Here is a 15,886-nt window from a genome sequence, read left to right as displayed (position 1 = left end):
CCTAACAAAGGAGAATCCCCTATGGAAGTAACAGTCATCGGTGCGGGCCTGGCGGGCAGTGAATGCGCCTGGCAGTTGGCCCAGCGGGGCGTCCATGTGACTCTCCGGGAGATGAAGCCGGAGAAAAAGACCCCTGCCCACCTGACGGACAATTTTGCGGAGCTGTGCTGCTCCAACTCTCTGCGCAGCGATCAGCTGGAAAACGCGGTGGGCCTCCTGAAGGAGGAGATGCGCCGCCTGGACAGCCTGATCCTCTCCTGCGCCGACGCCACCCGTGTGGAGGCCGGCGGCGCCCTGGCGGTGGACCGCCACGGCTTTGCCGCCATGGTGACGGAGAAGGTCAAAAGCCACCCCAACATCACCGTGGTCCCCGGGGAGGTCACTGACATCCCCAACGGGGAAGTGGTGATCGCCTCCGGCCCCCTGACCTCCGACGCCCTGGCGGAGCGCCTGCAGAAATTGCTGGGAGAGGACAGCGACCTCCATTTCTACGACGCGGCGGCGCCCCTGGTGTCCGCCGAGAGCGTGGATATGGACAAGGCCTGGTTCGGCTCCCGGTATGACAAGGGCGGACTGGATTATGTCAACTGTCCAATGAATGAAGAAGAATATGACGCCTTCTGGCAGGCCCTGACCACCGCCCAGGAGGCGGAGGTCCACGGATTTGAGGACAGCCAGGTCTTCGAGGGCTGTATGCCCGTGGAGGTCATGGCCCGCCGGGGACACGATACCCTGCTGTACGGCCCCCTGAAATCCCGGGGACTGGACGACCCCCGCACGGGTCGGTGGCCCTATGCCGTGGTGCAGCTGCGGCGGGACAATGCCGACGGCACGGTCTATAACCTAGTGGGCTTCCAGACCCACCTGCGGTTCCCGGAGCAGAAGCGGGTGTTCTCCATGATCCCTGCCCTCCATGATGCGGAGTTTTTGCGCTACGGCGTCATGCACCGCAATACCTTCCTGAACTCTCCCAGACTGCTGGACCGCTATTACCGGCTGAAAGCGGAGCCCCGCATCTCCTTCGCCGGACAGATGACCGGCGTGGAGGGCTACGTGGAATCCGCCGCCAGCGGCTTCCTGGTGGGCGTGGAGATTGCCCGGCGGCTGCGGGGCATGAATCCGGTGGACTTCCCACGGGAGACCGCTATCGGCGCCCTGGGGCTGTATGTCAGCAATCAGTCCATCACCCAGTTCCAGCCCATGAACATCAACTTCGGCATTATCCCGCCCCTGGACCACCGGGTGAAGGGTAAGCGGAACAAGAACGCCGAGCTGTCCCAGCGGTCTCTGGCCATCATTGAGCAAATCAAGGAGGAGGTCCTGAAATGAAGATCATCGTAGACGCCATGGGCGGCGACAACGCCCCTCAGGCCATCGTGCAAGGCGCTTTGGATGCCCATCAGCAGCACGGCGTGGACATCCTCCTGGTAGGCCGCATGGCGGAGATTCTGAAGGCCCTGGAGACCTGCGGCCAAAAGACCCTGCCTGCGGGCGTGGAGATCCGGGATGCCAGCGAGGTGGTGGAGATCGAGGACGACCCCGCCACCGCTTTTAAGGTGAAAAAGGACTCCTCCCTGACGGTGGGCATGACCCTGCTGAAAAACGGCGAGGGCGACGCTTTTGTCTCCGCCGGTTCCACCGGTGCCCTTTTGGCGGGAGCCACCCTGCTGGTGAAGCGCATCCGGGGCATCCGCCGGGCCGCCATGGGGCCTGTGATCCCCACTGCCGTCGGCCGCGCCATCCTGTGCGACTGCGGTGCCAACGCCGACTGCACGCCGGAGTACTTGCTGCAGTTCGCGTATCTGGGCAGCTATTACGCCAAGCGGGTCTGCGGTGTGGAAAACCCCAGGGTGGGTCTGCTGAACATCGGCGCCGAGGAAGCCAAGGGCGACAGCCTGCGCCATGAGGCCTATCCGCTGCTGAAGGCCGCCGGGGACGCGGGCCGCATCAACTTTATCGGCAACGTGGAGGCCAACGACGCCATTCTGGGCGCCGCCGACGTCATCGTGGCGGACGGCTTCTCCGGAAACATCCTGCTGAAGGGCGTGGAGGGCACCGCCAAATTCCTGTTGAAGGAATTGAAGAAGATGTTCTACACCAGCACCAAGACCAAGCTGGCGGCGGCCATGGTGAAGGGAAACCTGGCAGACATGAAGAAGCTGCTGGACCCCAGCGAGGTGGGCGGCACGGCCTTCCTGGGCATCTCCAAGCCCGTCATCAAGGCCCATGGCTCCTCCGACGCCCGGGCCATCTGCAACGCCATCCTGCGGGCCAAGGAATACGCCGAGAGCGGCTTTATTGAGGACATCCAGCGGGACATCGAGCTGATGAAAGTCGAGCGCACCGCGGAAAAAGTAGGTTCTCCCTCTTGACAGCATAGCGGCACTTGCCGTATGATTGCCTCAAGCAATAACCAAATGATGGGACTTCCATCATACCGTAAGGGGTGAAAAGGCATGTCTATTGAGGAAATTTTTCAGACGATGAAGGAACTGGTGGCTGAGCAGTTTGCTATGGAGCCCGCGGAAGTGACTATGGAGACCTCCTTTGAGGAGGACCTGGGCGCTGACTCCGTGGATCTGGTGGAGCTGGTCATGGCCATGGAAGAGGAATTCGAGGTGGGCGAGACCCAGGAAGAGGATCTGAGTTCCCTGAAGACCGTGGGCGACGCCGTGAATTACATCGCCGGAAAGCTGAAATAATGCAGGAACCGCCCCGCCGACAGCGCGGGGCTTCCTTTTGGAGAGGTCGACATGAAGGAACTGGAGAAAAAACTGAATTACACCTTCCGTGATCCCGCCCTGCTGAGCGAGGCTCTGAGCCACAGCTCCTATGCCAATGAGCACCGGGCGGCTCATCTCAACAGCAACGAGCGGCTGGAGTTCCTGGGGGACTCCGTGCTGGGCTTTGTGACGGCGGAGTTTCTGTTTGTCCAGCACCCGGACCTTCCGGAGGGAGATCTGACCCGTATCCGGGCGGCCCTGGTCTGCGAGCAGAGTCTCTATGAGGTGGCCCGGAAGTTGGAGCTGGGCAAGTACCTGAAGCTGGGCCGGGGCGAAGAGGCCGGCGGCGGCCGGGAGCGCACCTCCATTCTGGCGGATGCCACGGAGGCCGTGTTCGCGGCGGTCTACCTGGATGGCGGCATCGGCGCCGCCTCCCAGCTGATCCACCGTGTCCTGCTGGATGCGGAAAAAGAGGAGGCGGTGGAAGAGCGCCGCCGGGACTACAAGACTGCTCTGCAGGAGCTGGTCCAGCGGACGCCGGGCCGTACCATCACCTACCAGCTGGTGGAGGAGACCGGTCCGGACCACTGCCGCGTGTTCGTCATGGAGGTCTCTGTGGACGGACAGGTGTCCGGCCGCGGCGAGGGCCGCAGCAAAAAGGAGGCCGAGCAGGCCGCAGCCAAAGCAGCCCTGAAGCTGCTGGGCGGAGAATAAGAAAAAGGTGTCCGGGGACAGTTGTCCCCGGACGTTTTGTTGGCTATTTGCTGTGTTCCTCTGCGTATTTCAGAAACGCAGGGGTTTTGGACCAGTACTGTATGCCCCAGTGTTCAAAATCCCACTCCGCCATGTAGTCGTTGCACTCGAAGTCAATGTAGTACAGCAGACCGTCCCGCACCACAAAATTGGTGGGGAAGTAGTCGATGTTGGTATGGGCGGGGTACAGCAGGGCGCACATGGCCGACACCTGCTCCAGATATTCCGGGCGCATTTCGTCCCGCAGCACCAGGTCATAAATGGTGTCGCCCGCAATATACTCCTTCAGGACCCGTTCCCGGGCCACGTCCACATCCAGCAGCTCCGGCATCCGGATGCCGATGGACCGGAGTCGCTGATAGTCCCGGAGCTCTGATTGGATTTTATCACCGAATTGATAGTAGGCGCAGGGCTCGTGGTGAATCTGTTTCAGCACATACTGTCGTCCTCCGCCGGTCACCAGATAGGAATAGCCGCCCTTTCCCTTACCCAGCAGCCGCTGCAGCGCAAAGGGCCTGTCGTTGACATACCGGGTATCCATGGCCTGCCTCCTCTGCGTTTTATTTTGATGATAGCACAGAGAGGGCGGTCTGTAAATATGACTGGAATTTACGGCTTGTCCGTGCTATACTGTCTTTGTATGAGATTTCAAGAGCAAGGAGCGTGAGCCTGTTGTCACTGCTGTCATCCATCATTCTGGGCCTGATCCAGGGCGTGGCGGAGTTTCTGCCCATTTCCAGCTCCGGCCATCTGGCCATCGCCGAGCATCTGCTGGGCATGACCGGCCTGGAGATTCCCGAGTTTTTTGACGTGCTGCTGCACCTGGGCACCCTGGTGGCGGTGTTCGCCGCCTACTGGGAGGATATCCGGGACATGGTGGTGGAGTTTTTCTGCGGCGTCCGGGACCTGGCCCACCGCACCACTCCCACGCCGGTGCCCCCTGCCCGGCGGCTGATCCTGCTGATCATTGTGGGCACCCTGCCGCTGCTTGTGGTGCTGCCCATTAAAGATTTGGTGGAGGGCCTGGCCGACAACATGTACTTCGTGGGCGGGGCCTTGATCGTCACCGGATTTTTGCTGTTTGCCAGCGACCGGGTGAAGAAGGGCCGCAAAACGGAGAAGAATGCCGCCTTGGTGGATGTGTTACTGGTGGGCGCGGCCCAGGCTATCGCCACCTGCCCCGGTATCTCCCGCTCCGGTACCACTATCACCGCCGGATGCTTTGTGGGCTTTGACCGGAAGTTCGCCGTCCGCTTTTCCTTCCTGCTGTCCATCCCCGCCATCCTGGGCGCCAACGTCCTCAGCATCAAGGACGCATTGGCTACCGTGGTGTGGAGCGAGGTGCCGGTGTATCTAGTAGGCGTGGCGGTGGCCGCTGCAGTGGGTTACGCCTGCATCCGCCTGCTGAAGATGATCGCCGACAAGGGCAAGTTCGGTTTCTTTGCCTATTACTGCTGGATCGTCGGCGCCATCACCCTGGTCCTGACAGTCATTCAGAATTAACCATTGGAGGTACATACCGTGGCTTCCACGACACAGAAGAAAACAACGACACAAAAGAGCGGCGCTTCCAAAAGCAGCGCTTCCAAAAGCGGCGCTAATCGCTCCAAAAAGCCCGCCCAGCCCCAAAAGCGGCCCATCCGCCGTGAGGTGGGCGGCGTGGTGCTGCTGGTGCTGGCGCTGTTTGCCGCCGTCAGCTATTTCGGCGTCAGCGCCATCTTTATCGACTGGTTCGCGGCCCTGCTGAAGGGCCTGTTCGGCTATGGCTACTGGCTGGCAGCTCCCGCCATGCTGCTGGCCAGCCTGATCCTGCTGTTCCACCATGGCCGCCCCGTCCAGCTGCGGGTGACCTGCGCCCTGCTGTTGCCGGTGCTGCTGGGTTCCCTGACGCATATGGTGCTGTGCAAAGAGAAGTTTGAGTCCGGCTTTGGCATTTTGAAAAACCTCTGGAAGTCCGGCCTCTCCGTTTCTTCCGGCGGCGCTGTTTCCGGTGCCTTGGCGGTAGGCTCCGCGGCGGTGTTCTCGCGCCTGGCTTCCATCATTATCTTCACGGTGCTGTTCGTGGTGCTGTTGATGGTGGCTCTGCGGCTGACGGTAGGCGCCCTTATCGAAAAGCACCGGGAGCGGCCCCGCTATGAGGAGGAGCCGGAGCAGCCCCATGTCCGCGTGGTGCCGCTGGAGACGCCCCGCCGCCGTACAGAGGAGCCCAAGCCCCAGATCGACATTCCTCTGGACGACGAGCCGGTAAACAAGACGGCTCTCCAGGCCACGGCCCAGAAGGAGGGCCGTTTTACCAGCTTCTTCCGCCATAAGTCCGATCAGCAGCAGACCCCCGACCAGGTCCTGCGTGAAAAAGCGGAGAAGAAGCCTGCGTTTACTCCCGCCATTCCCGCCGCGCCCGCTTCTGCGGCGGAGCCGGTAAAGCCCGTCCAGCCTGTGGCCCCGGCGGCCCCTGTGATGACGGCGGAGACCCCGAAGCAGGTCCAGGCTCCCGCACCCGTGCCCATTCAGGAGGAGCCTGCCTCTGCCCGGAAGGAGAAGGCCACCACCGCCAAGGAGGTGGCGGCCCAGACCGCCGCTGTGACGGCGGAGATCGAGCAGAAGCTGGCCACAGAGGAGGAAGCCTATCAGTTCCCGCCCATCACCCTGCTGAAGGCCAGCCAGGGCGAAAACCACGTGGAGGCCGGCGCGGAGCTGCGGAACAATTCCCGCCGTCTGGCGGACACCCTCACCAGCTTCGGCGTGGACGCCACCCCTGCCGACGTGGTCCACGGCCCCTCCGTCACCCGGTATGAGTTCGTGCTGGACCAGGGTGTGAAGCTCAGCAAGATCACCAACCTGGCGGACGATATTGCCCTGGCATTGGGTGCCACCGGCGTCCGCATTGCACCCATTCCGGACAAGAGCTCCGTGGTGGGCATTGAGGTGCCTAACAAGCGGGTGACGCCTGTCCTGATCCGGGATGTCATCGAGTCCCGGGATTTCACCCAGCACAAGTCCAAGACGGCTTTCGCTCTGGGACGGGACATCGGCGGCCGGAACGTCATCGGGGACATCGAAAAGCTGCCCCATGTGCTGATCGCCGGTACCACCGGCTCCGGTAAGTCCGTGTGCACCAACTCCCTCATTATCTCCCTGCTGTACAAGTCCACCCCCGACGAGGTACGCTTCATCATGGTGGACCCCAAGATGGTGGAGCTGGCGCCCTACAACGGCATTCCCCACCTGCTGATCCCGGTGGTGACGGACCCCAAGAAGGCCGCCGGTGCCCTCCAGTGGGCGGTGTTTGAGATGATGAAGCGGTACAAGACCTTCTCCGAGCACGGCGTCAAGAAGCTGGAGGAGTTCAACCGCCTGGCCCGGGCCAGCGAGGACCTGGAACCCCTGCCCAGTGTGGTGGTGGTCATCGACGAGCTGGCCGACCTGATGCTGGTGGCGGCGAAGGAAGTGGAGGAATCCATCTGCCGTGTGGCCCAGATGGGCCGTGCCGCGGGTGTCCACCTGGTCATCGCCACCCAGCGGCCCTCTGCCGACGTCATCACCGGCCTGATGAAGGCCAATATCCCCAGCCGCATCGCCTTCGCCGTGGCTTCCTCTCTGGAGTCCCGCATCATTCTGGACAATACCGGCGCGGAAAAGCTGGTGGGCAAGGGCGACATGCTGTACGCTCCCTTGGGCGGCGGCAAGCCCCAGCGGGTCCAGGGCTGCTTCATCTCTCCGGAGGAGATCGAGGAAGTGGTGACCTTTGTTAAGCAGTCCGGCGAGGCCCAGTATTCCGACGAGGTCATCGCCAAGATCGAGGAGACCATGCAGGAGAAGGAAAAAGGCGGCGCCAAGGGCGCTGCCGCCTCCGCCGAGCCCGCCGACGAGGAGGGCGACGAGCTGCTGCCCGCCGCCGTGGATGTGGTGCTGGAGACCGGACAGGCCTCCGTTTCCATGCTGCAGCGCCGGCTGAAGCTGGGGTACTCCCGGGCCGCCCGTCTGGTGGATCAGATGGAGGAGCGGGGCATCGTGGGTCCCTTCGAGGGCTCCAAGCCCCGTCAGCTGCTGATCACCCGTGCCCAGTGGCAGGAGATGCAGATGGGCAGTGCGCCTGCGACGGAAGGGACCAATGAAGAATGTCCGTTTCCGGAAGAAGAGGTATGAAACTTTTTAATACCCAGGTTGACAAAAACTTTGAAATGCGTATAATGTACAGAGAAATGCGGTGAAAAAGCCAGCTTCCTGAAACCGGCTCTCAGTGAGAGGGAACCAGTGCAAACCCTCAGCCCACGCCGGGAAGCAGCCACTTTGGAGCAGTCCGCGAGGAGCGGAACGATTCATCCCTGTTACCGGATGACATGAGATGTCCCTGCAAGGGGACAGATCAGGGTGGTACCGCGGAGTTTTTTCGCCCCTGACAGCAGTCAGGGGCGTTTTTTTATGTGCCGGAGCGCCATTGAATTTGTATGAATTGTGCCAAGGAGGCATTTGCCATGAAGTTTTCCAGCAGAATCGAGTCCTGTTCCTTATCTCCCATCCGCAAGTTCCGTCCCTACATGGTAGCGGCGGAGGCCAAGGGCCGGAAGGTCCTCCACCTGAACATCGGCCAGCCGGATGTGGAGACCCCCACCGCTTTTTTTGACGCCATCCATGATTTCCGGGAAAAGGTCCTGGAGTACGCCCCCTCTCCCGGCGTGGAGGTCTTTGTGGAGGCCGTCCGCAAGTATTACGGGAAGTTGGGCATCTCCCTGGCTGAAGAGGACATCCTGGCCACCTACGGCGGCAGCGAGGCTTTGCAGATCATTTTCTCCTGCATCCTGGAGGAGGGGGACGAGGTCCTGGTGCCGGAGCCCTACTATCCCAACTACGACACCTTTGTGAAGGTCACCGGCGCGGTCATCAGGCCCGTGCCCACGGACCCGGAGCACGGCTACCGCTTTGCCACCCGGGAGCAGATCGAGCCCTACATCACCGACCGCACCCGTGCCATCCTGATGACCAACCCCGGCAATCCCACCGGCGTGGTGCTGAGCCGGGAGGAGATGCGGACCATGGCGGATATCGCCAGGGAGCACGACCTGTTCCTCATCAGCGACGAGGTCTACCGGGAACTGGTCTATGACGGCCAGCGGCTCAGCTCCATGCTGGAATTTGAGGATGCCGCTGAAAATGTGGTGGTGGTGGACTCCGTGTCCAAGCGGTTCTCCGCCACCGGCTCCCGGGTGGGCGTCATCGTCTCCCGCAATCGGGAACTGATGGGCCACGCCATGAAGATCTGCCAGGGCCGCCTGTGTGCCGCTACCCTGGACCAGATCGGCGCCGCCGCCATGTACAACAGCCTGTCCGATGACTATTACGCTGCCATTCGGGCGGAGTACCGCCGCCGCCGGGACGCGGTGGTGGAGGGGCTGGGCAAGATCCCCGGCGTGCAGTTCCGTGTCCCCGAGGGCGCCTTCTACCTGATGGCGACCCTGCCGGTGGATGACGCAGAAAAACTGCAGTACTTCCTGCTGGAGGAGTTCGAGGACCAGGGCCAGACCGTCATGTACGCCCCCGGCGAGGGCTTCTACGCCACCCCCGGCAAGGGCCGCAATGAGATCCGCATTGCCTACGTCACCAACCCCGACGAGCTGCGCCGTTCCGTGGAGCTGCTGGGTCTGGGCATCGCGGCCTACAACGCCAAGCGGGAGGGTTGATATGATCCGCCATATCGTTATGTGGAAATTCCGCCCCGGTACGGAGGCGGAACAGGCACAGTTTCTGGAGGGTCTGCGGGGTCTGCAGGGCGTCATTCCCCAGCTGCTGAAGTCCGAGGTGGCTGTCAACGTGGGGGAGGGCAACTACGACGCCGTCCTGGTCAGCGAGTTTGAGAGCATGGAGGCGCTGGAGACCTACAAGAACGATCCCCGTCACAAGGCTGTCTCCGCCCTGTGCAAGTCCATCCGGGAAGACCGGGTGGCTGTGGATTACGAATTTTAAAAAACCGGACTGCACAGCAGTCCGATTTTTTCTTTTGCATATCCTACTTGACAACTGGGATATTATATGTTAGTATCATATCATAGTAAATAGATAGGAATAGGAGGAAATCCCATGAAAATATATGCCGACAACGCAGCCACCACCGCTGTCAGCGACACCGCTCTGGCGGCCATGCTGCCCTGTTTCCAGGAGGTCTACGGAAACCCCTCCAGCCTCCACAGTCCCGGACAGCGGGCGGCGGAAAAACTGGCTGCGGCCCGGGAGACCTTTGCCAGGTACCTGAACGCCGATCCCCGGGAGATCACCTTTACCTCCGGCGGCAGCGAGGCCGACAACCAGGCCCTCCGCTCCGCGGCGGCTCTGGGCGCCCGGAAGGGGAAGAAGCACATCATCTCCACCAAGTTTGAGCACCACGCCATTCTGCACACCCTGGAGGCCCTGGAGAAGGAGGGCTATGAGGTCACGCTGCTGGACATCCCCCCGGATGGCATCGTGACGGCGGAGCAGGTGAAGGCGGCCCTGCGGCCGGATACCTGCCTGGTGAGCGTTATGTTCGCCAACAACGAGATCGGCACCATCCAGCCCATCCCGGAGATCGGCGCGGTGTGCCATGAGGCGGGGGTCCTGTTCCACACGGACGCGGTCCAGGCGGCGGGCCATCTGCCCATCGACGTGCAGGCCATGCACATTGACCTGATGTCCCTCTCCGCCCACAAGTTCCACGGCCCCAAGGGCGTGGGTGTCCTGTACGCCCGCCGGGGCATTGCTCTGACCAACGTCATCTACGGCGGCGCCCAGGAGCGGGGCAAGCGAGCCGGTACGGAAAATATCCCCGGTATCTGCGGTGCCGCGGCGGCCTTTGAGGAGGCCTGCGCCAACATGGAGAAGAACGCGGCCTATGTGGCGGCCATGCGGGACAAGCTGATCGAGGGCCTGACCAAGATTCCTCACTCCATCCTCAACGGTGACGCCAAGCGCCGCCTGCCGGGCAACGTGAACCTGTGCTTTGAGGGCATCGAGGGCGAATCCCTCCTCCTGCTGCTGGACGCCAAGGGCATTGCGGCCTCCTCCGGCAGCGCCTGTACCTCCGGGTCTCTGGACCCCAGCCACGTGCTGCTGGCTCTGGGGCGGCCCCATGAGGTGGCCCACGGCTCCCTGCGGCTCAGCATCTGCGAGTACAACACCCCCGAGGAGATGGACTATATCCTGGCGGAGCTGCCGGGCATCATCCACTACCTGCGGGATATGTCCCCTGTATGGGACGAACTGGAGAAGGGCCAGCGGCCTCATCTCATTTAAGAAAGGAGCATTTTGATATGGCATTATATAGTGATAAGGTCATGGACCATTTCCAGAATCCCCGGAACGTGGGGAAGATGGAGGACGCCGACGGCATCGGTGAGGTGGGCAACGCCAAGTGCGGTGACATCATGCGCATGTATATCAAGGTGGACCCGGAGACCCAGGTCATCACCGACGTGAAGTTCAACACCTTCGGCTGCGGCAGCGCCATCGCCACCAGCTCCATGGCTACGGAAATGATCAAGGGCAAGCCCGTCTCCGAGGCCCTGCAGCTTTCCAACAAGGCGGTGGTGGAGGCTCTGGACGGTCTGCCCGCCCAGAAGATCCACTGTTCCGTGCTGGCGGAGGAAGCCGTGCGGGCGGCGGTGAAGGACTACTTCGACCGCAATGACATTCCCTACGGCGACGAGTTGAAGGCCTGTGACGGCCACTGTGAGAGCTGCGGACATCCCCACGAATGAAATCAAACACCCGGAACCTGTTGGTTCCGGGTGTTTCGTTTACTCCAACGGGACGATACGGCCGTCCAGACGGCCATTTTCCAGTGTCACCACGCCATAGGTGGGGCGGCGGGAGTCCCCGATGCTGCCGGGGTTCAGGAACAACGTTTTGCCCCGCATGTCCACCAGGGGCTTGTGGGTGTGGCCGAACAGGAACAGGTCCAGGTTCTGCTCCTCGGCGGTATAACCTGCCGTCAGCAGGGACTGCTTCACGCCGTAGGTGTGGCCGTGACACATCAGTATCCGCTTGTCCTTCAGGAACAGCAGCTGCTCTGCCGGTTCCGCGGGGCGGAAGTCGCAGTTGCCGGGCACCTGATGGAAAGGAATCTGGGGAAACAGCTCATGGAGCTTCTCGCCGTCCCGCCAGCAGTCCCCCAGGTGCAGGATCATGCGGGGGGACTCCGCTTCCACCGCCTGTTCCATATTGCCCACCTTGCCGTGGGAGTCCGAAAGGACCAGGATCTTCATAAAACGCACCTCTCTGCGGAAATATGCAACAGTATAGCGCGTTTTCCGCCGGTTGGCAACTCTTTACAAATCTTTCTGGGCAGGGCCGTCCAAAAGATGGCCGTACACATCAAAGCGGGAGCCGTGGCAGGGGCAATCCCAGCTTTTTTCATCGGGATTCCACTCCAACTGACAGCCCAGGTGGGGGCACTTCACCGATACCGCCAGCAAAGTTCCATCTTCGGTCCGATAGACACCCACTTTTTCCCCATTCAGCTTGACGATGCCGCCATGGCCGGCCGGAAGAGTCTCCACAGGGATGCGGCCCGGCGCCAGGACGCGGCGGCTGAGCCCCCGGACGGCCTGGATGGTATCTCCGGCCAACTGTTTGACAGAGGCTTTTCCGTGAAAACGCTGGGGAGAGAACACCGCGTAGTCCGGAGAGAACTTTCGCCCCAGCACCAGACTGCTGAGAATTTCCGCGGCGATCACAGAGGAGGTCATGCCCCATTTCTGGAAGCCGGTGGCCACCAGCCAGTCTGGGCGGCTTTTGGAAAAGGGACCGATATAGGGAATACCGTCCATGGGTATACAGTCTTGAGCGGACCAACGGGAGACCACCCGGCACCCGGGCCAGAACGCTTCGGCTGACCGGGCCAGCTCCTCGTATTTTCCGCCCTGCCGGTTTTCGCCGGTGCGGTGGCCGCTGCCTCCCAGCAGGAGCAGGTCTCCCCAGGGACGGAAGGACAGGCCCGCTCCATCCACGCCCAGATAGCAGTCACCCATGGTCCCCGTGCCTTCCAGTGCCAGCACATAGCTCCGCTCCTGATGCTGCCGGAGAAAGTACCAGCCGGGGAAGTTGACGAAGGGGTAGTGGCAGGCGAAGAGGATTGTCCCGGCGGTGACGGACCCCTGACTGGTCCGCAGGGTATGGCCGTTTACCTCCAGGACCCGGCTGTGCTCAAAGATGGTCAGCCCGTCAGCCAGACTTGCCAGCAGCTTCATGGGATGGAACATGGCCTGGTCCCGCAGACCCAGAGCCTGGACCGGAAAGGGAAGCGGGGTATCCTTGGTGAGAAAGACATCCATGCCAAGGCGACGGCAGGCGTTGTATTCTGCCACCAGAGCCGCCGGGGGACCTTGGGTGTACAGATAGGACGTACAGTCCTGAAAGTCACAGTCGATCTCCCACTCCCGCACCAGCCGCCGCAGCCGCTCCACGGCTTCCAGATTGGCTCGGGCGTATTGTCCGGCGGCCTTGATGCCGATGTTTTGAATCAGGGAGTGGTATTTCAGGCCATGCTGGGCGGTCAGCTTGGCGGTGGTTCCAAAGGTCTGGCCGCCGCCCAAGCGGTCCGCCTCCAGCAGGACCACGCTGACGCCCTCCCGGCGCAGCAGATGGGCGGTGAGAAGCCCGGTGATGCCGCCGCCGATGACGGCGGCGTCGGCCTGGATATGCCCCTCCAGCCTTGGATAAGAAGGAAGGGTAACGGTTTTGGTCCAGATCGATTCCATGGAAGCGCCTCCTTTTCCGGTAGTATGCCCCGTTTCCGCCATTTGACAGCAGGCGGCGGATTTGATATCCTGTACCCGAACAGAAAGTGAGGAACGAGCATGGAGCAGCATTTTGATTTTCTGAATATGAGCTTTTTCACCAAGGCATCTGTATATCCCGGCAGCCTGGGCACCTTCCGGTACCGCTTTCAGCGGAACGGCTGGCTGAACAAGGAGGGCTCCACCATCCAGGTCTGGGTCTATGAGAACACCAGCTTCGAGCTGGCGCAGGACGTGGAGACGGAGACTTTCCCCTGGACGGAGGAGGGCGTGGAGGCCATTAAGGCCTGGCTGGAGCAGAAACTGGCGGAGCGGGGGACCGAACCCTACCGCATCCCCTACACCCCCAAACAGCATGTACTGGAACAGCCTGAATGACCGGCTGCGGGAGCAGTACGGCACCAAGGTATACAAGCTGGCCCTGTCCTCCGGCTGCTCCTGCCCCAACCGGGACGGCACCCTGGGAGAGCGGGGGTGCCTGTTCTGCGATGGGGCAGGGGCTTTCGCGGCATCGGGGGATATCCCAGAGCAGTTGGCGGCGGCCAAAGCCCGGGTGGTGTCCAAGACCGGTCCGGACGCCCGGTATATTGCCTATTTCCAGTCCTTCACCAACACATACGGCCCCATTGACCGCTTGCGGTCGCTGTACCTGGCGGCCCTGGAGCCGGAGGAGGTGGTGGCTCTCTCCATCGCCACCCGTCCGGACTGCCTGGGCCCGGAGGTGCTGAATCTGTTGACGGAGCTGAACGCCGTGAAGCCGGTGTGGGTGGAGCTGGGGCTCCAGACCATCCATCCCGCTACGGTAGCGCGCATCCGCCGGGGCTATGACCTGCCGGTATTCGACCGGGCGGTGAAGGACCTGCGGGCCCGTGGATTGACCGTGGTGGTCCATCAGATTTTGGGCCTGCCGGGGGAGACTCCGGAGATGATGACGAAAACCGCACAATATATTGGCAATTCCGGCGCAAATGGTGTCAAATTTCACCTGCTGCACGTCCTGCGGAACACGGAGCTGGCCCGGGAGTGGGAGGCGGGCCGGGTGGAGACCATGACCCTGGAGGCTTATATCCGGGTGCTGGAGGAGTGTGTTCGCCACATCCCCCGGGAGTTGGTGATCCATCGCCTCACCGGGGACGGCGCCAAGCGGGACCTGCTGGCGCCCCTGTGGAGCGGCGATAAAAAACGGGTGCTGAACGCCATCCACCATGCTTTCCTCCGGGATGACGTGGAGCAGGGCAGCGCTCTGGAATCGAAAAAACCGTGATGCCATGCGGCATCACGGTTTTATTTCAGGGGAGTGGCTGGAACTCTGCGCCGGTCTCTAATTCATGCCAGGTGAACACGCCTTGCTCCAGAGTCATGTAGCTCCGGGGCGTATTCTCCTTGGGAAGTGCCAGGGAACCGGGGTTTACATAAGTGATTTGCCCGATGGGGCGGCGGACAGGCAGGTGAATATGCCCGCAAAGCAGGTAATCCCCGGGCCGCAGGGGCGGCGGGTTGTCCGGACCGTAAGTGTGGCCGTGGGTGGCACAGAGGTTGACGCCGTCCGTCGACAAAAAGGCATAGTCCGCCAGCATAGGGAAGGTCAGCACCATCTGGTCCACCTCGGAGTCGCAGTTGCCCCGGACGCACAGCAGCTTGTCCGCCATGCCGTTCAGCAGGGCAGTGACAGCTTTGGTGTCATATTCCTGAGGCAGGGGATTCCGGGGACCGTGGTACAGCAGGTCCCCCAGCAGCACCAGGCGGTCCGCCTGTTCCCGGGCAAAGGCCTCCAGCAGCAAGCGGCAGTTATAGGCGGACCCGTGGAGGTCCGACGCGATCAGCAGTTTCATGGCAGGGTCTCCTTTGTTGAAGTATCCCCATTGTACCGCGCCGGGGCCGCAAAAGCAACGAGGAATCTTGCAACGGCGTACATTCTGGTATATAATGCGGTACGATCATTTTATTGAGGAGCTGACAGCAATGGAATTGAAGGTAACTGAGCTGCTGGACCTGTCCCACACCCTGGCGGGAGAGTATCTGGCACGATTTGAATATCCCTGGCAGGCCCTGGACGGCATTAAGGACCTGATCCTGGAGCTGGGCGCCGGCCTTTCCCCGGAGGAGTATGACCAGCCGTCCCCCAATGTCTGGGTCCACAAGACGGCCAAGGTGTTCCCATCCGCCTACCTGGGTGCCCCCTGCATCATCGGACCGGAGACGGAGGTCCGTCACTGCGCCTTTATCCGGGGCAGCGCCCTGGTGGGGGCCAACTGCGTGGTGGGCAACTCCGTGGAGCTGAAGAACGTCATTCTCTTCGACAATGTCCAGACGCCCCACTACAATTATGTGGGCGATTCCATCCTGGGCTACAAGAGCCACATGGGCGCCGGTTCCATCACCTCCAATGTAAAGTCCGACAAGACCCTGGTGGTGGTAAAGAATGGCGACGAGCGCATCGAGACCGGCCGGAAGAAATTCGGCGCCATTCTGGGAGACCATGTGGAAGTCGGCTGTAACAGCGTGCTGAATCCGGGCACCATCCTGGGCCGGGGCACCAGCGTCTATCCCACCTCCTGCGTCCGGGGCGCCATTCCGGCGGGCAGCATTTTCAAAAAGACGGGAGATATCGTGATCCGGACATAAGAAACGGACCACAGCGGG

Annotated in this window: 17 protein-coding genes; 13 read left to right on the top strand and 4 right to left on the bottom strand. The window is 61.8% G+C overall.

Annotated elements, in window-relative coordinates:
• Positions 1 to 21 precede the first annotated feature (21 nt).
• From trmFO to rnc, 4 genes are all read left to right on the top strand, one after another.
• Entirely contained in the window at positions 22 to 1,329 is a 1,308-nt protein-coding gene (trmFO, locus tag JQM66_RS02245) for a methylenetetrahydrofolate--tRNA-(uracil(54)-C(5))-methyltransferase (FADH(2)-oxidizing) TrmFO (RefSeq protein ID WP_235228180.1), read from the top strand.
• Positions 1,326 to 2,372: a phosphate acyltransferase PlsX gene (plsX, locus tag JQM66_RS02240; RefSeq protein ID WP_235228179.1), complete on the top strand. Its 1,047-nt coding sequence runs from the start codon at positions 1,326 to 1,328 to the stop codon at positions 2,370 to 2,372. The genes trmFO and plsX overlap by 4 nt, the downstream gene beginning before the upstream one ends.
• Before the next feature lie 84 nt (positions 2,373 to 2,456).
• Positions 2,457 to 2,702 (top strand): acyl carrier protein, encoded by a 246-nt coding sequence (gene acpP, locus JQM66_RS02235; protein ID WP_235228178.1) that lies wholly within the window; start codon positions 2,457 to 2,459, stop codon positions 2,700 to 2,702.
• 51 nt (positions 2,703 to 2,753) lie between these two features.
• The gene (gene rnc / locus JQM66_RS02230; RefSeq protein ID WP_235228177.1) at positions 2,754 to 3,437 is read left to right on the top strand and encodes a ribonuclease III; all 684 of its coding nucleotides are present in this window, start codon (positions 2,754 to 2,756) and stop codon (positions 3,435 to 3,437) included.
• A 43-nt stretch (positions 3,438 to 3,480) separates the two neighbouring features.
• Here rnc and JQM66_RS02225 read toward each other — a convergent pair whose 3' ends face one another.
• Positions 3,481 to 4,017: a BUD32 family EKC/KEOPS complex subunit gene (locus JQM66_RS02225; protein WP_235228176.1), complete on the bottom strand. Its 537-nt coding sequence runs from the start codon at positions 4,015 to 4,017 to the stop codon at positions 3,481 to 3,483.
• A gap of 122 nt (positions 4,018 to 4,139) precedes the next feature.
• Here JQM66_RS02225 and JQM66_RS02220 point away from each other — a divergent pair, with 122 nt between their 5' ends.
• From JQM66_RS02220 to nifU, 6 genes are all read left to right on the top strand, one after another.
• Positions 4,140 to 4,979: an undecaprenyl-diphosphate phosphatase gene (locus JQM66_RS02220; protein WP_235228175.1), complete on the top strand. Its 840-nt coding sequence runs from the start codon at positions 4,140 to 4,142 to the stop codon at positions 4,977 to 4,979.
• Positions 4,980 to 4,997: 18 nt separating this feature from the next.
• Positions 4,998 to 7,622 carry an FtsK/SpoIIIE family DNA translocase gene (locus JQM66_RS12650; RefSeq protein WP_235228174.1) on the top strand — a complete coding sequence of 875 codons (2,625 nt, stop codon included), beginning with the start codon at positions 4,998 to 5,000 and terminating at the stop codon, positions 7,620 to 7,622.
• 329 nt (positions 7,623 to 7,951) lie between these two features.
• A complete protein-coding gene (locus JQM66_RS02210) occupies positions 7,952 to 9,154 on the top strand; it encodes a pyridoxal phosphate-dependent aminotransferase (RefSeq protein WP_235228173.1) in 1,203 nt (400 codons plus the stop codon).
• 1 nt (position 9,155) lies between these two features.
• Positions 9,156 to 9,437 (top strand): Dabb family protein, encoded by a 282-nt coding sequence (locus JQM66_RS02205; protein WP_235228172.1) that lies wholly within the window; start codon positions 9,156 to 9,158, stop codon positions 9,435 to 9,437.
• Between the two features lie 114 nt (positions 9,438 to 9,551).
• Positions 9,552 to 10,739, top strand: a complete 1,188-nt coding sequence (gene nifS / locus JQM66_RS02200) for a cysteine desulfurase NifS (RefSeq protein WP_235228171.1) — start codon at positions 9,552 to 9,554, stop codon at positions 10,737 to 10,739.
• 17 nt (positions 10,740 to 10,756) lie between these two features.
• On the top strand, positions 10,757 to 11,203 hold the full coding sequence (nifU, locus tag JQM66_RS02195; protein WP_235228170.1) for a Fe-S cluster assembly scaffold protein NifU: 447 nt from the start codon (positions 10,757 to 10,759) through the stop codon (positions 11,201 to 11,203).
• Between the two features lie 39 nt (positions 11,204 to 11,242).
• On the opposite strand, the gene JQM66_RS02190 is transcribed toward nifU, so the two are convergent.
• The gene (locus JQM66_RS02190; protein ID WP_235228169.1) at positions 11,243 to 11,710 is read right to left on the bottom strand and encodes a metallophosphoesterase; all 468 of its coding nucleotides are present in this window, start codon (positions 11,708 to 11,710) and stop codon (positions 11,243 to 11,245) included.
• 63 nt (positions 11,711 to 11,773) lie between these two features.
• Positions 11,774 to 13,204, bottom strand: coding sequence for an FAD-dependent oxidoreductase (locus JQM66_RS02185; protein ID WP_235228168.1), 1,431 nt, complete (start codon positions 13,202 to 13,204; stop codon positions 11,774 to 11,776).
• A 99-nt stretch (positions 13,205 to 13,303) separates the two neighbouring features.
• Here JQM66_RS02185 and JQM66_RS02180 point away from each other — a divergent pair, with 99 nt between their 5' ends.
• Both JQM66_RS02180 and JQM66_RS02175 read left to right on the top strand, forming a co-directional pair.
• A complete protein-coding gene (locus JQM66_RS02180) occupies positions 13,304 to 13,621 on the top strand; it encodes a hypothetical protein (protein WP_235228167.1) in 318 nt (105 codons plus the stop codon).
• Positions 13,599 to 14,507: a TIGR01212 family radical SAM protein gene (locus JQM66_RS02175; RefSeq protein ID WP_235228166.1), complete on the top strand. Its 909-nt coding sequence runs from the start codon at positions 13,599 to 13,601 to the stop codon at positions 14,505 to 14,507. The genes JQM66_RS02180 and JQM66_RS02175 overlap by 23 nt, the downstream gene beginning before the upstream one ends.
• A gap of 25 nt (positions 14,508 to 14,532) precedes the next feature.
• On the opposite strand, the gene yfcE is transcribed toward JQM66_RS02175, so the two are convergent.
• Positions 14,533 to 15,075 (bottom strand): phosphodiesterase, encoded by a 543-nt coding sequence (gene yfcE, locus JQM66_RS02170; RefSeq protein WP_235228165.1) that lies wholly within the window; start codon positions 15,073 to 15,075, stop codon positions 14,533 to 14,535.
• A 130-nt stretch (positions 15,076 to 15,205) separates the two neighbouring features.
• Between yfcE and JQM66_RS02165 the strand changes: the two genes are divergently transcribed.
• On the top strand, positions 15,206 to 15,868 hold the full coding sequence (locus tag JQM66_RS02165) for an acyltransferase (protein ID WP_235228164.1): 663 nt from the start codon (positions 15,206 to 15,208) through the stop codon (positions 15,866 to 15,868).
• The last annotated feature ends 18 nt before the right edge of the window (positions 15,869 to 15,886 follow it).

It is taken from the genome of Oscillibacter valericigenes, assembly GCF_021531915.1.
Taxonomy (GTDB): Bacteria; Bacillota; Clostridia; order Oscillospirales; family Oscillospiraceae; genus Oscillibacter; species Oscillibacter valericigenes_A.
This window is presented reverse-complemented; position numbering and strand designations above follow the sequence as displayed.

Bases quoted from the DNA above. Each gene is read 5' to 3' on its own strand.
- JQM66_RS02165 (WP_235228164.1), top strand. From the start codon at position 15,206: ATGGAATTGAAGGTAACTGAGCTGCTGGACCTGTCCCACACCCTGGCG.
- acpP (WP_235228178.1), top strand. From the start codon at position 2,457: ATGTCTATTGAGGAAATTTTTCAGACGATGAAGGAACTGGTGGCTGAG.
- JQM66_RS02210 (WP_235228173.1), top strand. From the start codon at position 7,952: ATGAAGTTTTCCAGCAGAATCGAGTCCTGTTCCTTATCTCCCATCCGC.
- plsX (WP_235228179.1), top strand. From the start codon at position 1,326: ATGAAGATCATCGTAGACGCCATGGGCGGCGACAACGCCCCTCAGGCC.
- yfcE (WP_235228165.1), bottom strand. From the start codon at position 15,075: ATGAAACTGCTGATCGCGTCGGACCTCCACGGGTCCGCCTATAACTGC.
- JQM66_RS02180 (WP_235228167.1), top strand. From the start codon at position 13,304: ATGGAGCAGCATTTTGATTTTCTGAATATGAGCTTTTTCACCAAGGCA.
- JQM66_RS02205 (WP_235228172.1), top strand. From the start codon at position 9,156: ATGATCCGCCATATCGTTATGTGGAAATTCCGCCCCGGTACGGAGGCG.
- JQM66_RS02225 (WP_235228176.1), bottom strand. From the start codon at position 4,017: ATGGATACCCGGTATGTCAACGACAGGCCCTTTGCGCTGCAGCGGCTG.
- JQM66_RS02175 (WP_235228166.1), top strand. From the start codon at position 13,599: ATGTACTGGAACAGCCTGAATGACCGGCTGCGGGAGCAGTACGGCACC.
- JQM66_RS02190 (WP_235228169.1), bottom strand. From the start codon at position 11,710: ATGAAGATCCTGGTCCTTTCGGACTCCCACGGCAAGGTGGGCAATATG.
- nifU (WP_235228170.1), top strand. From the start codon at position 10,757: ATGGCATTATATAGTGATAAGGTCATGGACCATTTCCAGAATCCCCGG.
- JQM66_RS02185 (WP_235228168.1), bottom strand. From the start codon at position 13,204: ATGGAATCGATCTGGACCAAAACCGTTACCCTTCCTTCTTATCCAAGG.
- nifS (WP_235228171.1), top strand. From the start codon at position 9,552: ATGAAAATATATGCCGACAACGCAGCCACCACCGCTGTCAGCGACACC.
- trmFO (WP_235228180.1), top strand. From the start codon at position 22: ATGGAAGTAACAGTCATCGGTGCGGGCCTGGCGGGCAGTGAATGCGCC.
- rnc (WP_235228177.1), top strand. From the start codon at position 2,754: ATGAAGGAACTGGAGAAAAAACTGAATTACACCTTCCGTGATCCCGCC.